The organism is Corynebacterium intestinale, from assembly GCF_023574125.1.
Lineage (GTDB): Bacteria > Actinomycetota > Actinomycetes > Mycobacteriales > Mycobacteriaceae > Corynebacterium > Corynebacterium hesseae.
Genome location: NZ_JAMKFF010000006.1, coordinates 122,564 through 136,704 on the forward strand (window position 1 = coordinate 122,564; position 14,141 = coordinate 136,704).

10 protein-coding genes and 1 pseudogene are annotated in these 14,141 nt (G+C 61.4%); 7 read left to right on the top strand and 4 right to left on the bottom strand.

Going from position 1 to position 14,141, the window contains the following annotated elements:
- Positions 1-73 precede the first annotated feature (73 nt).
- Complete coding sequence (locus tag M5J06_RS08140; protein WP_250224388.1) at positions 74-880, bottom strand: serine/threonine protein kinase; 807 nt, start codon at positions 878-880, stop codon at positions 74-76.
- A gap of 64 nt (positions 881-944) precedes the next feature.
- Here M5J06_RS08140 and M5J06_RS08145 point away from each other — a divergent pair, with 64 nt between their 5' ends.
- Genes M5J06_RS08145 through M5J06_RS08155 form a run of 3 tightly spaced genes read left to right on the top strand, consistent with a single transcriptional unit; the run spans position 945 to position 4,662 of the window.
- Positions 945-1,802 (top strand): phosphoribosylaminoimidazolesuccinocarboxamide synthase, encoded by an 858-nt coding sequence (locus tag M5J06_RS08145; protein ID WP_250224389.1) that lies wholly within the window; start codon positions 945-947, stop codon positions 1,800-1,802.
- 9 nt (positions 1,803-1,811) lie between these two features.
- Positions 1,812-3,920 carry a S9 family peptidase gene (locus M5J06_RS08150; RefSeq protein ID WP_250224390.1) on the top strand — a complete coding sequence of 703 codons (2,109 nt, stop codon included), beginning with the start codon at positions 1,812-1,814 and terminating at the stop codon, positions 3,918-3,920.
- 55 nt (positions 3,921-3,975) lie between these two features.
- Complete coding sequence (locus M5J06_RS08155; protein ID WP_250224391.1) at positions 3,976-4,662, top strand: DUF2334 domain-containing protein; 687 nt, start codon at positions 3,976-3,978, stop codon at positions 4,660-4,662.
- Positions 4,663-5,095: 433 nt separating this feature from the next.
- Here M5J06_RS08155 and M5J06_RS08160 read toward each other — a convergent pair whose 3' ends face one another.
- Together M5J06_RS08160 and M5J06_RS08165 are read right to left on the bottom strand one after the other, a co-directional pair.
- Entirely contained in the window at positions 5,096-5,512 is a 417-nt protein-coding gene (locus M5J06_RS08160) for a hypothetical protein (protein ID WP_250224392.1), read from the bottom strand.
- On the bottom strand, positions 5,466-6,413 hold the full coding sequence (locus M5J06_RS08165) for a trypsin-like serine peptidase (RefSeq protein WP_250224393.1): 948 nt from the start codon (positions 6,411-6,413) through the stop codon (positions 5,466-5,468). Before M5J06_RS08165 ends, M5J06_RS08160 begins: the two co-directional genes overlap by 47 nt.
- Before the next feature lie 346 nt (positions 6,414-6,759).
- Between M5J06_RS08165 and M5J06_RS08170 the strand changes: the two are divergent.
- Positions 6,760-6,965 (top strand): annotated as a pseudogene (locus M5J06_RS08170) (IS256-like element ISCau1 family transposase); the annotation flags it as partial.
- Positions 6,966-7,056: 91 nt separating this feature from the next.
- Here the strand turns inward: M5J06_RS08170 and M5J06_RS08175 are convergent.
- Positions 7,057-10,575, bottom strand: a complete 3,519-nt coding sequence (locus M5J06_RS08175) for an ExeM/NucH family extracellular endonuclease (protein ID WP_250224394.1) — start codon at positions 10,573-10,575, stop codon at positions 7,057-7,059.
- 230 nt (positions 10,576-10,805) lie between these two features.
- On the opposite strand from M5J06_RS08175, the gene purS reads away from it, so the two are divergent.
- Genes purS through purL form a run of 3 tightly spaced genes read left to right on the top strand, consistent with a single transcriptional unit; the run spans position 10,806 to position 14,023 of the window.
- Positions 10,806-11,036 (top strand): phosphoribosylformylglycinamidine synthase subunit PurS, encoded by a 231-nt coding sequence (gene purS / locus M5J06_RS08180; RefSeq protein ID WP_070522888.1) that lies wholly within the window; start codon positions 10,806-10,808, stop codon positions 11,034-11,036.
- Positions 11,036-11,698, top strand: a complete 663-nt coding sequence (purQ, locus tag M5J06_RS08185; RefSeq protein ID WP_250224395.1) for a phosphoribosylformylglycinamidine synthase subunit PurQ — start codon at positions 11,036-11,038, stop codon at positions 11,696-11,698. Before purS ends, purQ begins: the two co-directional genes overlap by 1 nt.
- A 27-nt stretch (positions 11,699-11,725) precedes the next feature.
- Positions 11,726-14,023, top strand: coding sequence for a phosphoribosylformylglycinamidine synthase subunit PurL (purL, locus tag M5J06_RS08190; protein ID WP_250224396.1), 2,298 nt, complete (start codon positions 11,726-11,728; stop codon positions 14,021-14,023).
- The last annotated feature ends 118 nt before the right edge of the window (positions 14,024-14,141 follow it).

Here is a 14,141-nt window from a genome sequence, read left to right on the forward strand (position 1 = left end):
ATCTTCAATTTTCTAGCCCCTATTTGATCGAAACGACCTCCCATCGGTCGACGGGCTCACCCGGCATTAGCTCCTAGGCCATCCCGGGGATGCGCAGAACCGGCAGCTCGAAGCCGCCGAGGGATTCGCCGTTGGTAGCAAGGTAGCCGCCGATCATCAGAGCGGTGAGCACCGCCATGATGCCGAGAACCGTAGCACCCGTGGACGAGGTTTGCTGCTGCGTCGTCTTGCCCGGAATGGGTAGCTCTGGCACCGGCTGGATGCCCTCCTGCGCACCGCGGCTGCGCAGCTCTTCCACGCACTCGGCAAAGGACTGCACCTGCGCTGCGTTGAAGGCCTCGACCGCCTCCTTTTCCTGCGCCTGGTTTTCTGCCAGAGCGGCGCGCAGCTTGGGGCTGAAATCGCTACCCGTAGACAACAACGGCGCCGGGCCCTTCTCAGTCCGGGACTTCGCCGCATTGATGGAGTACTCCGTATCCCCCGGCAACAGCACCGATTCATCCTCCACCAGGTCCTCCGGGGCGGACGCGCCGACCATGATGATGACCATATCCGCGCCCGTGTAGCCGGCCTTGCCCAGCGCGGCCACCGTCGCCGCGTAGCCCGGCGCCTTGCTGATATCGCGCGAGGTGTACGCGGAGAAGTCCAGCTTCGGGAACTGCGCTTGAATCTTCTCCGAGGTCGTGCGGATGGTGTTGATGTAGCCCGCCCGGACATCGCGGGCTAGTGCGCGATCCGTGGAGGACGCCGACATCGTGCACAGCCACTGTCCGTGGGCGGACTCGCGCACGGAGATGTCGGCTGCGTGCGCAGCGGGCACAGACAGGGCGGCGCCCACCAGCGCAGCGGAGGTCAAAAGGGAGGTCAGGCGAGAGTGCACGGGCTTAGCTCCTCGGGATTGGGATGTATCTTGAAGCAGTCTAGACGGGTCTAGAATGTATGTCATGCGTCCAGAACTTTCTTCCTATGCCCACATCGCCTCCGGCAAGGTGCGCGATATCTACGAAATCGATGACAAAACCCTGCTCATGGTGGTCTCCGACCGTATTTCCGCCTATGACCACGCCCTCGAGCCGGCCATCCCCGACAAGGGCCGCGTGCTCACGGCGACGTCGAAGTTCTTCTTCGACGCCATCGACTTCCCCAACCACCTGGCCGGACCGCTCGATGATGAGCGCATCCCCGAGGAAGTCCTCGGTCGCTCAATGGTCGTGCAGAAGCTCGACATGCTGCCCTTCGAGTGCGTCGCCCGCGGCTACCTCACCGGCTCCGGGCTCAAGGAGTACAAGGCATCCGGCAGCGTGTGCGGAGTCGAGCTGCCCGAGGGTCTGACCGAGGCTTCCCGCCTGCCCGAGCCCATCTTCACCCCAGCCACCAAGGCGGAGCAGGGCGAGCACGATGAGAACGTCTCCTTCGACGTCGTCGTGGACAAGCTCGGCCGCGAACGCGCCGAGGAGCTGCGCGATGCCACCCTGCGCATCTACGCCACGGCCGCCGCGTTGGCGGAGGAGAAGGGCATTATTTTGGCGGATACGAAGTTTGAGTTTGGCGTCGATAAGCACGGCACCCTGGTGCTGGCCGATGAAGTCCTCACCCCGGACTCCTCGCGCTACTGGCCGGCCGACACCTATGAGGAAGGCAAGGTCCAGCCTTCCTTCGATAAGCAGTACGTGCGCGATTGGCTCACTAATTCCGGCTGGGACAAGGAGTCCACGCCGCCGCGCTTGCCGGACGACGTTGTCCAGGCCACCCGCGCGCGCTATGTTGAGGCCTTTGAGCGCCTGTCCGGAACCACCTTTTAAGGAGGCTGAATGAACGCACCGATTGCTGCCAAGCGCCCCATCACGCGAGAGTTCCACGGCCGCAGTTTCGTCGATAACTACGAGTGGCTGCGTGAGAAAGACGCCCCGGAGACCCGCGAATACCTCGAGGCCGAAAACGCCTATACCCAAGAGCGCACCGCACACCTGGACACCTTGACGGAGAACATCTTTACCGAGGTCAAGTCCCGCATCAAGCAGACGGACATGTCCGTGCCCCAGCGTCGCGGCAAGTACTGGTACTACGGCCGTACCGAGGAGGGCAAGGAGTACGGCTATAGCTGCCGCATCCCGGTGTCGGAAGGCTCCGATCCGTGGACCCCGCCGACCATCCCGGAGACGGGGGCACCGGAAGGGGAGCAGGTGCTTCTCGACGTCAACGCGCTCGCCGAAGGCCACGACTTCTTCGCTCTGGGTGCGTCCACGGTGAGCGATTCCGGTGACCTGTTGGCCTATTCGGTCGACGTGGCCGGTGATGAGCGCTTTGAGCTCTTCATCAAGGACCTGCGCACGGGCGAGCTGTTGGAGGACCGCCTGGAAGGTATCTTCTACGGTGCAACGTGGGTGGGGGAGGAGTTCATCTTCTACACCACCGTGGATGATGCGTGGCGCCCGGATACGGTGTGGCGCCATCGCGTGGGCACCCCGCAGTCGGAGGACGTCGTGGTCATGCGCGAGGAGGATTCGCGTTTCGGCATCGGTGTGGGTACGACCCGCAGCGAGAAGTACATCATGATCGTGTCGAGCTCGAAGATGACGAGTGAGGCATGGGTACTCGAGCAGGACAACCCGGAGGGTGAGTTCCGCTGTTTGTGGGCGCGCGAGTCCGGAGTGGACTACGACGTCGACCACGCCGTGGTGGCAGGGACCGATTATTGGGTGGTCACGCACAATGCCATCGGCCCCAACTTTGAGCTCGGCTACTGTCCGGTTTCTGCAGAGCTGCCGGCGCTGCGCGAACTCACCGTCCTCATGTCGCATGATGACACCGTGCGCATAGAGGGCGTGGATTGCTACCGTGACCAGATCGTCGTGGGCTATCGCCGCGGCGGCATCGGCCGTGCGGCGGTGATGGATGTGCGCCAAGGTTGGGCGCGCTTCGACGAGCTTCACTTCAACGAGGAGCTCTACACCGTTGGCGTGGCCGGCAACCCGGAGTGGGACGCGCCGGTGCTGCGCGTGAGCTACACCTCCTTCATCCAGCCAGCCCAGCTCTTTGATTACCGCGTGGCCACCGGGGAGTACACGCTGCTGAAGGAACAGGAAGTCCCGGGCGGCTATGACAAGGATGAGTACGTGGCCTATCGCGTCTGGTCTGAGGCTCCCGATGGGACCAAGGTACCGGTGTCCATCGTGCACCGCGCGGACCTGGACCGCACGCAGCCGAACCCGACGCTGCTGTATGGCTACGGCTCCTATGAGGCGAATATGGATCCGTACTTCTCGGTCTTCCGTTTGTCGCTCATGGACCGCGGCATGATTTTTGCCATGGCGCACGTTCGCGGCGGTGGTGAGATGGGCCGCAATTGGTACGACGACGGCAAGATGCTGGCGAAGAAGAACACGTTTACTGACTTCATCGCAGTGGCCGATGACCTCATCGCGCGCCGGGTGACCACGCCTGACACCTTGGTAGCTGAGGGTGGTTCCGCCGGTGGTCTGCTCATGGGCGCGGTGGCGAACATGGCGCCAGATCGGTTTAAGGCCATCGAGGCGAACGTGCCGTTCGTGGATCCGTTGACGTCTATTCTGATGCCGGAGTTGCCGCTGACGGTGGTGGAGTGGGAGGAATGGGGCGACCCCTTCCACGACCCGGAGGTCTACGACTACATGGCCTCCTACTCGCCGTATGAGAACATTGCGCCGCAGAAGTACCCGAATATCCTGGCGTTGACCTCGCTCAATGACACCCGCGTGCTCTATGTGGAGCCGGCAAAGTGGATAGCCAAGCTTCGTGACGTCGCCACCGGCGGCGAGTTCCTCCTCAAGACTGAAATGGCTGCCGGCCACGGTGGTGTGTCCGGACGCTACGCCAAGTGGCGGCAGGCGGCATTCGAATATGCGTGGCTTATTAACCAGGCTACGGGGGCGGAAGCTTAAGCATCTACCCCCGCTCGGCGCGCGGCGGCGCGGTGGCTGTGCGATAATTTTTCTTATGCATGGCCACCTTTTGGTTTCGATTTCCAGTATTTTCGATGACACCCGAAGCCAGGCCTCCGGTCTGCTCAAGCAGCTCGATAAAGCCACTATCCCCGTCTCGTTGCTGGTGGCGCCGCACATTGATGGCAACTGGCACTTGGCCAAGGATGCGGCTACGCAGTCTTGGCTTCGTGAGCAGGCAGAGTCGGGTCGCGTGCTCATTCTCAACGGCTTCGACCAAGCAGTTCAGGGCCGCCGCGCGGAGTTCGCGAACTTGGATGCGCACGAGGCGCGTCTGCGCCTCAAGGGCGCAACGCGGCAGATGGCAAAGATTGGCTTCGAGCCCACTATCTTTGCGCCGCCGCGCTGGCGCATGTCGGAAGGCACGCTCACCGTCCTTCCCGAGTTTGACTTCGACTTCGCCGCCTCCACCCGAGGTATCCATGATTTGCGCTCCGGCGAGCTCCACCAAGCCCGCAACCTGTCCTTTGGTGAGGGGTTTGGTTCGGCGAAGTGGTGGCGCCGCAACATCATCCGCGCTGCAGAACGCTCCGCTGAGCGCGGCAATACCGTGCGCTTGTCCATTTCTGGCCGCAACCTTGATGATCGTAAGGTTGTCTCTGATTTCCTCAAGGCCGCTGAGCGAGCCGTGGCTGCAGGCGCTCGACCTGCGGACTATTCCGTCTTCCCGCACGCCGAATAGCCCACCAACCTCTTTTCTTTTCTAGCGCGTACTCGGTACTACATGGGGAAGTTGGAGACGCCACGACTCGGTGGTGTTGCGTCAACTTCTACTTGGAAAAGCCAGTTCTTGTGGCTAGCTTCAAACAGATCATCGCGATGTGCATTGAAGGTGATGGGGTCTTTACGCGTTAGCGGCCAACTGCCCGCGCAAGGACTCATGCAGATAAGTGTTTGGTGCTCTTGGGACAGAGGTTTAAAAGCGTTCATTTGCTTGAAAATGCTGTTTTGCTGCGGTCATTAAATGCGCCAGCTTCTCATAAGGGCGTGTACGAAGGTACGGTTCCCTCTCTAATTAGGCGTGGTTCATTGAAAAGCGTGTGCCCCGAGGAGTTTTCACGGGGGCACACGCGTGTTTCTCTTAGCTCTTTAGAACCAAGGAAGTTAGGGCCAATCTACTTAACAACAATCTTTACCATTACCGGCTCGTCATTGACAGTTACTTCCTGACTACCCTCGAGCGCTCGCGCGGAGGAAAGGCTGGAAAGCCCCGAACAAGATGCGTTGATGGTATGCGAACCAGGTTCCAACGCGTAGAAGTACACGCCATTGGCATTAGTCGTGTGTACCTTTTCCTGCGAAAGACCAATAAGCTTACATTCGCCTGCCGGGTTACCACTGGAGGTTACAACTTTAATCGTTGATTCTCCTGCATTGGGCTTGGTCTGCCCATCGTTGGGGAGGCCTTGGCCGACAGTGATTGCAACAACTAGGGAAATAATGCCCAGAACGGTACCAATGAGTCCGAGAAGATTACTGGGGTTATTAATGAGAGCTTGAACCTGAGCTGGAACCGGGATCTGTGGTTGCATTGTTTTGGATCTCCTTAATGTCATTGAAGGTATTTAGCATGCTTGGACTGATGCGTAGGGCACTGTTTTCAGGGCAGCCAAGCTGACTGATGCCATGCGTGTGAATGCCGATGGCAGCGTTGTCTGTGGTATAGACTGGCGAGCCGCTTTGTCCGCCCGTGGTGTCTAAGTTATAGCAGAGTCGAGTTTGGGTTCCTGGCTGAAGGATTCCGCTCATTGTCCACAGTTGTCCGTAGTCGCGAATCAGGCTATTCCCCTTCTCTCCTGGAAATCCGGTGACAGTTGCCTTTTGCCCGGAGAAAGCGGAAGAAGTATCGCTCGGTTTAATTCCAAACCAGCTGGAAGAAATCGGCTTTGCAAACTTTACAACTCCCCAGTCGTGATCGGCAGACCCGGTAGTGGGGTATTTTGCGGATACCCACTTTTGGGACGCAAAGGTATAAGACCACTGGCTCCAATCTGATGGACGGAAAATGAGCTTTGGAGTCCATCGCTGCTTATCTTTTTCGTAAAGGCAGTGGGCAGCCGTAATGAGAGTATCTGGTGAAATCATCCAGCCAGTACAATGGTTAAAGCCGTCTCGCTGGATCTGGACGATAGCCGGGTTGGGAGACGCCTTTTGCCGATCATCGGTACCGATAATCGAGTAAGTCCCTACCGTGGTATCGCGGTCTTGGGAGGTCGCCGTGTTTGGAAATTCGGAAAGCCCAACTGCTGCCGTGCCAGAGTTGAGGTCATCGTTATCAGTTTCAATTGGCAGGAATAGCTCCTCGCCTGTTTCTGACACGCCCACCACAGAGTCGTGAAATGCCGGGGTTTGAGCATTTGCTATGGTGGGGGACAGACACGTTATTGCAGTCACTACTGCTGCGATAGCAGATTTCCGAAGAGAGAACTTCATGAGTGTCCTTTGCAGGGAAGAGATGGTGATGTGTGGGGTGAGCTGGGGTAAGTCCCTTTCACCTTGTAGTGGATTATGAGGTATCGAAAAGGGGCCTGCAACCGTCAGGCGGTTTGATGTTGCCCTGTGCTCCCCCGAATAGGGGAGGGGTGGCCTCTTGTTTCATCGGGTTCGACTGGCCGGCTGCGCTGGGGATCCCATATAGGTTGTCAATCTCGTGGGTGGGTTAGTCGGGGTTAGTTTTCTCAGTGGGAGCTATATGGACGTGTTGTTTCCGGGCATGACTTTGAAGCTCATCCATGACGGACAAAACTTGGGGCGCTTCAGACCGGTGGTTCGGCACCCCACTGAAGAACCTGTAGTGCCACTGGAATTAGCCAAGTAACAAGACTTCGGACGCCAAGGAGAGAAAGCACCACGCGCTGCCTGGGCGAAAGAAGATCTCAAACGGCGCGGCCACCCAGGCGGCGACCAGCCACATACGAAGCCCACATCGACAACGAATGGAACCCTAGCTTAGGCGTAAGAAAAGGCTGGGTCGGGCGCTCCTAAATCCACGCGAAATGTCCCTTAAGCTCGGAGAAAAATGACCTTGAGTCCAAGGCTTACATACAAAACGAACACATTAAACTCAGGCGGCGCTTTACTCAGACTCGGCAGGGGCGCAGGCAGCAGCGATTATGCCGAGGGCAGCCAGCAAGCCGATTCCACCAGCAGCGTACTGAGCTTCGCGTGGGATGCTGCGCGTGACGTTGTAGGTCAGCGACTCAATCTGCTTCTGTACCGGTTCAAGACCCGGGATGTTGAACTGTGCGCTGGCGTTACCGAGGAAGGCCAGCGGAATGGCGAGTGCTGCTGGGATGGTGAGGCCGAGGACCGTCGGCAAGCAGCGCTCACTCACAGAGGAACCACCTGCGGGGGCGGCTGGCTTGTCGCCGGACTTGACGGTTTCTGAGGTGCCGTCGGTGTAGGTGATGACGAGGTTACCGTCGGCATCCGTGGTCACGGACTTAATGCCGCGGCCGTCTTTGCCGTCCTTGCCGTCTTTACCGTTTGCGCCGTCGGTGCCGTCGTGGCCTGGTGCGCCATCAGAGCCATCACGGCCCGGCGTGCCCTGGTCGCCCTTCGAACCGGCGAGGGTACCGAGAATTTCAGAGGTGCCGTCGGTGTAAGTGACGACCACCTCGCCCTTGTCGTTGGTAGTCACGGACTTGATACCACGGCCGTCTTTACCGTCGACACCATCCTTACCATCGGCACCGTCCTTACCGTCGGTACCGTCTTGGCCGTCCTTGCCATCGGCGCCGACGACCTTGCCAACGTTCTGCTCTCCGCCATCAGTGAACGTCACAATGAGTTCACCCTTGTCGTTGATGCGAACAGACTCGATGCCGCGGCCATCCTTGCTCGGCTCACCCTTGTCGCCCTTCGGGCCAGAAACCTTGCCGGCGTTCTCGGTGGTGCCGTCGGTGTAGGTGATGATGAGTTCGCCCTTGTCGTTGGTGGCTACGGACTCAATGCCGCGTCCATCTTTACCGTCTTGGCCGTCCTTGCCATCGGCGCCGACGACCTTGCCAGCATCCTCCGTGGTGCCGTCGGTGTAGGTGATGATGAGGTGGCCATTGTCGTCAATGGTGACGGACTTGATGCCGCGGGCGTCGTCAGCCGGGGCTGGGTCTTCGGACGGGTCGCAGTCCTTCAGCTCGTCATCGGTGCGCTCGACAGCGGCGAGGTTGAAGCCCACTTTGACCGGGTCGTGGTCTGAGGAGCGGTACGGGTTATCGGCCTCAAAGACGTCGCCGCCGGTGTAGTTGCGGCGGGAGTATTCCATGGCAATCGGCTCATCAGAGTTGATGTTCCACGTCTGCGCGGCCTGAGCATCGACGTGCTCGTTGGCCAGGATGTGGTCCAGGGAGCCGAGGCGGCCGGAGAACTGGTAGGAGGCCACGTCCTGCCAGTCCTCTTGTGCGTTGAGCTCCTCTACCGGGATGGTGTAGCCGGCGTTGCGGAAGACGGAGATGGCGTCTTCCTTGGAGTAAGCGTTCAAGTCACCCATGACGAAGGTGGCCTTCTCCTGCCACTGTGGCTGCTTGGACAGACCATCGAGGACAGCCTGGGCGTGGGCGTTGCGCACGTTCGGGTTATTGCCTTGGCCGTCGCCAGTATCGGCATCACCGTTGGCCACCGAGCCCTTGGACTTGAAATGGTTGGTCACCACCACGAAGGAATCGGGGCCCTCAGGAGCGCACTTGTCAGCAACCGGTTTAAACTCCGCAGCGAGCGGGGTGCGGGCGGTACCCTTGAAACGCTCGTCCTCAAGCAAGGTGGCCTCACCGACCGGCTCGACGCGGTCCTTCTTGTAGATGATCGCGGTGCGGATGACGTCTGTATCGGCTGACGCGTTCGCCGGGGCCTTAACGTAATCCCACACCTCGGAACCTGCGCGCGAGTTGAGCTCGCCCACCAAGTACTGCACGGCGTCGTCGTAGTTTCCGCCCACGGTATTCGCGGCGTTTTCAATCTCAGACAGACCGATGACATCGGCGTCCAGTCCCTCCAGCGCGGTGAGGATCTTGCCCTTCTGGTCGTTGAACGCGGACTCGGACCACGCGCCGCGGAAGGTACCACTGTCAGAGCCGACGCCGTTGCCGAAGCGGTCCTTGTACGCTTTCGCGCCGTTGTCCTCACCCAAGTTGATGAAGAAGTTCAGCACGTTAAACGCCGCCACGGTGTAGTCGCCGGCTACCTGCGGGGCCTCCGGACGAGCCGGGTCCCACGTAATCGGTAGGTCCGCGGTGGCAGAGTCACCGGTAATCATCGTGGTGGGCTGGAAGCGCCATTGGTTGTGGCCATAGCCCAAGATGACGCCGGAGTCCGCAAACTCCACCTGGTTGGTGGTGCGGATAGTCTTCACATCCGAGCCGTTCTGCATGATGTACGGCAGCTTCGTCGAGGCACCATCGCGGGTGAAGTCACGGGTCGAGCCGTCGTCGAGGATGACGTACTTCGCCGCATTGGACTCTTCCAGAGCATGCATTTCCGCGCTGCCTGGGGCGAACTTGTCCGTCGGCTGGCGCAGCGCCTCCGTGCCTGGGGCTAGCCCCAGCTCGCCGTAGCGGTTAAGGCCGTAGTTGTCAGTCACCGTGTGCACGCCGGGCTTGAGCAGCATGGATTCGAGCTTCTCACGAGCCTCGTCACCTTCCGGCAGCGCCTCGAGGGACAGAGGGGTGACGGCGGGGAGGGCGTCGGTAAGCACAGAGCCCTGGGTCAGGGCGATTTGGGTCTGGCCGTAGTACTCATCAACGCTGCCGGTGACCTCGACGGACTCGCCGATGGACGGGTAGAAGCCAGTGCCGCCGGTGTAGACGAAGACAGCCTCAGAGGCCTCGGTCGGCGCAGTCGCACCCGTGCCCGGGGTCTGGATGGTGAAGCCGTTGAGGGACTTCTCGCCCTGCCACACCGCGGTAACCACGCCCCGCGTGGTGACGTTCTGGCCCTTGAGCGGGGACTCCGCGCCGGTGCCCTGGATCTCCGGGATGGTGACGGCCGCGCCCGGCTCGGTCGGGGTGGGGTCCGGCTCCGGCACGGTTGCGCCACCGCCGGCCTTTGGAGTCGGGGCAGACGCAGTGAAGTCCGCGGAGTTGTCGTCGGTATCGGTCCCCTCGGCGTCGCGCTGCGCGGAGGTGGAGTTGCTCAAGGCTTTGGTGGGGGAGCCCTCGCTTAGCGACGCCGCCCCGTACCCCACGAGGTCCACCTCGGCCCCGGAGGCGTCGTAAAGCTTCACCGAGCCCTTGGAACCGGACATGGACAGCTTGCCCTCGTGATCCGGGGTGGGCAGCGGCTCGCCTGCCCCGCCGCCACCTTCCTGGATGAGGAAGTAACCCCCGGCCGGGATGGAACCGGACAGGTCGTGCTTGCCGCCCGAGTTGCCGGAGGAGGAGAAGTACTCCACGGACCAGCCGGTCACGTCAATGGCGGTATCCGTCGGGTTGTAGAGCTCAATGAAGTCGTGGGTAAACGGGGCGTTCTTGTTGCCGCCGCCACCGTAGACCTCAGAGATGACGGCGTTGGAGCCGTCCGCCGCCGCACTGGCCTGAGGTGCGACGATGCAGGTAGAGACAAGAGCAGCGATGGCGAGTGAGCCAATGCGGGTGAGGCGCATGAGAGAATCCTTAAGTCAGCGAGAATATAGCAACGCATCTCGTTCTACCTGTCTTCGCCGCCACGGGATACCGGAGGAAAAGGCGCGAGCTGGGGGTTAAGGTGGGATTCCCCAAGAATTCTTCAGCCGTTTGGTTTGAATTCATCACCCCCAAAGATTCCGAATCTTCCTTGCCGGCGGGATAGACTGGCGGGGCACCTATACTCACGCACAGTAAGGCAAAAATTTTCATGGCTCGTGTAGTTGTCAATGTCATGCCCAAGGCCGAGATTTTGGACCCGCAAGGTCAGGCCGTTGTTCGCGCGCTGGGCCGCCTGGGGGTTGCTGGTGTCAGCGACGTGCGCCAGGGCAAGCGCTTTGAGATTGAAGTTGATGATTCGGTCAGCACCGAGGAGCTGGAGAAGGTTGCTTCCACCTTGCTGGCCAACACCGTGATCGAGGATTACGAGGTCATCCAGTAATGAAGATCGGCGTTATTACCTTCCCCGGCACGCTTGACGACGTCGACGCGGCCCGCGCCGCCCGCACCGCCGGCGCCGACGTCGTGTCCTTGTGGCATGCGGATGAGGACCTGCGAGGAGTGGACGCCGTCGTGGTTCCCGGCGGTTTTTCCTACGGTGACTACCTGCGCTCCGGCGCGATTTCGGCGCTCGCCCCGGTGATGCGCGCGGTCGTCGATGCCGCGAACAAGGGCATGCCGGTGCTCGGCATCTGCAACGGCTTCCAGATTCTGACGGAAGCTGGCCTGCTGCCCGGCGCCCTGACCCGCAACCAGGGCCTGCATTTCCACTGCGTGGATACCTACCTCGAGGTGGAGAACGCACAGACCTCCTGGACCAGCGAGTTTGAGCAGGGGCAGCGGATCCTCATCCCGGCGAAGCACGGCGAAGGCCGTTTCCAGGCGGATGCGGAGACTGTGGAGCGCTTGGAGGGCGAGGGCCGCGTGGTCTTCCGCTATACCGATAACTTCAACGGCTCCATCAATGGCATCGCCGGCATCACCAACGAGGCCGGCAACGTGGTGGGGCTGATGCCGCACCCGGAGCACGCCATCGATCTTCTCACCGGCCCGTCCACCGACGGTCTGGGTTTGTTTGTGTCCGCCCTCAAGGTCGTCGCTTAACCCGCGCCGACGGTTAAAGGAGAAACAATGACCGTACACAACGACACCGTCGAGCAGGCATCCGAGCAGCCTGAGCTGGACCAGCCCTACCGCGAATTGGGCCTGAAGGATGACGAATACGCGCACATCCGCGAGATTCTGGGCCGCCGCCCGACCGACGCCGAGCTGACCATGTACTCGGTGATGTGGTCGGAGCACTGTTCTTATAAGTCCTCTAAGGCGCACCTGCGCTACTTTGGCGAGACCATGACGGAGGAGATGGGCTCCAAGATCCTCGCTGGCATCGGTGAGAACGCCGGCGTGGTGGACATCGGAGACGGCAACGCCGTGACCTTCCGCGTGGAAAGCCACAACCACCCCTCCTACGTGGAGCCACACCAGGGTGCGGCGACGGGCGTGGGCGGCATCGTCCGCGACATTATGGCCATGGGCGCGCGCCCGATTGCCGTGATGGATCAGCTGCGCTTCGGCCCGGCGCATGCACCCGACACCAAGCGCGTTCTGCCGGGTGTCGTCGACGGCATTTCGCACTACGGCAACTGCTTGGGCTTGCCCAACATTGGCGGCGAAACCGTTTTTGATGAATCTTATGCGGGTAACCCGCTGGTGAACGCGCTGTGCGTGGGCACGCTGAAGGTCGAGGACCTCAAGCTGGCCTTCGCTTCTGGTACCGGAAACAAGGTGATGCTCTTCGGCTCGCGCACCGGCCTCGACGGCATCGGCGGCGTGTCTGTGCTGGCGTCTGACACCTTCGAGGATGGCGCGGAGCGCAAGCTGCCGGCCGTCCAGGTGGGTGACCCGTTCGCGGAGAAGGTCCTCATCGAGTGCTGCCTGGAGCTGTACAAGTCCGGCATCGTGGTGGGCATCCAGGATCTGGGCGGTGCGGGCTTGGCCTGCGCCACCTCCGAGCTGGCGGCGTCTGGCGACGGCGGCATGGAGATCAACCTGGACAACGTCCCGCTGCGTGCGAAGAACATGACCGCGGCAGAGATTCTCGCTTCCGAGTCCCAGGAGCGCATGTGCGCCGTGGTGACCCCGGAGAACGTGGAGAAGTTCAAGGAGATCTGCGCGCACTGGGACGTCACCTGCGCCGAGATCGGTGAGGTCACCACCGGCAAGCACCTCATCATTCGCCACCAGGGCGAGGTCGTCGTCGATGCCCCGGCACACACCATCGCCAACGAGGGCCCGGTGTACGACCGCCCGTACGCACGCCCGGAGTGGCAGGATGCTCTGCAGGAATTCGAGGGCGTCGAGAAGCAGGACATCACTGTGGCGCTCAAGAAGCTCGTGGCCTCCCCGGCGTTGTGTTCACGTGATTTCATCACTGAGCAGTATGACCGCTACGTGCGCGGCAACACCGTGCAGTCCCACCACGCGAACGCTGGTGTTCTGCGCATTGATGAGGAGACCGGCCGCGGTATCGCGGTGTCGGCTGACGCGTCTGGCCGCTACACCAAGCTGGACCCGAACATGGGCGCACGCCTGGCTCTGGCGGAGGCCTATCGCAACGTGGCCGTCACGGGTGCTCGCCCGGTCGCCATCACCAACTGTCTCAACTATGGCTCCCCGGAGAACCCGGACGTTATGTGGCAGTTCCGCGAGTCCGTGCACGGGCTTGCCGACGGCGCCGTGGAACTCGGCATCCCCGTCTCCGGTGGCAACGTCTCCTTCTACAACCAGACCGGCGAGGAACCGATCTTGCCGACGCCCGTCGTGGGCGTCCTGGGCGTCATCGATGACGTCCACTCGTCCATTGGCAACGAGCTCGGCCTCGTGGAGGAGCCGGAGGTTCTCGTGCTGCTGGGTGAGACCAAGGATGAGTTCGGCGGTTCCATCTGGCAGCAGGTGAGCGCCCACGAGCAGGGCCATGAGGCGAACAACGGGCTCAACGGTTTGCCGCCGCAGGTCGACCTGGCTAATGAGCAGCGCCTCGCTGACTTCTTCGTGGGCAACGAAGGCCTGACCGCCGCTCACGATATCTCCGAAGGTGGCCTCGCCGTCACCGCGTTCGAGATGGCCAAGCGCAGCGGCGTGGGCCTGAACCTGGATCTGTCCAAGGTTCACGAGGATGCCTTCGTGGCTGCCTTCTCCGAGTCCGCCTCCCGCGTGCTCGTGGCAACGACCGCTGACCGCGTCGACATGCTGCTGCACCGCGCTGAAGAGTGCGGCGTGCCAGCCGTCGTCATCGGCCAGACCACCGACAATGGCGAGTTTGAGCTCGGCGGCGAGTCCATTGCTGTCTCCGAGCTTCGTGAGGCCTGGGCAGCAACCCTGCCGGACCTCTTTGGCCACGCGGTGGGCGCCAACTCCGTCGTGGAGTAAAGCGCACGCAGCGGCATTTCAGTAGCGCTGCCACACGCGTAGCACGAGCCCGGCTTCGGCCGGGCTCGTGGCTTTCTGAGCCACGCTCGACGTTATCGGTGGTGGCAACCTGTTACTA

Bases quoted from the DNA above. Each gene is read 5' to 3' on its own strand.
- M5J06_RS08145 (WP_250224389.1), top strand. From the start codon at position 945: ATGCGTCCAGAACTTTCTTCCTATGCCCACATCGCCTCCGGCAAGGTG.
- purL (WP_250224396.1), top strand. From the start codon at position 11,726: ATGACCGTACACAACGACACCGTCGAGCAGGCATCCGAGCAGCCTGAG.
- M5J06_RS08165 (WP_250224393.1), bottom strand. From the start codon at position 6,413: ATGAAGTTCTCTCTTCGGAAATCTGCTATCGCAGCAGTAGTGACTGCA.
- purS (WP_070522888.1), top strand. From the start codon at position 10,806: ATGGCTCGTGTAGTTGTCAATGTCATGCCCAAGGCCGAGATTTTGGAC.
- M5J06_RS08160 (WP_250224392.1), bottom strand. From the start codon at position 5,512: ATGCAACCACAGATCCCGGTTCCAGCTCAGGTTCAAGCTCTCATTAAT.
- M5J06_RS08150 (WP_250224390.1), top strand. From the start codon at position 1,812: ATGAACGCACCGATTGCTGCCAAGCGCCCCATCACGCGAGAGTTCCAC.
- purQ (WP_250224395.1), top strand. From the start codon at position 11,036: ATGAAGATCGGCGTTATTACCTTCCCCGGCACGCTTGACGACGTCGAC.
- M5J06_RS08175 (WP_250224394.1), bottom strand. From the start codon at position 10,575: ATGCGCCTCACCCGCATTGGCTCACTCGCCATCGCTGCTCTTGTCTCT.
- M5J06_RS08155 (WP_250224391.1), top strand. From the start codon at position 3,976: ATGCATGGCCACCTTTTGGTTTCGATTTCCAGTATTTTCGATGACACC.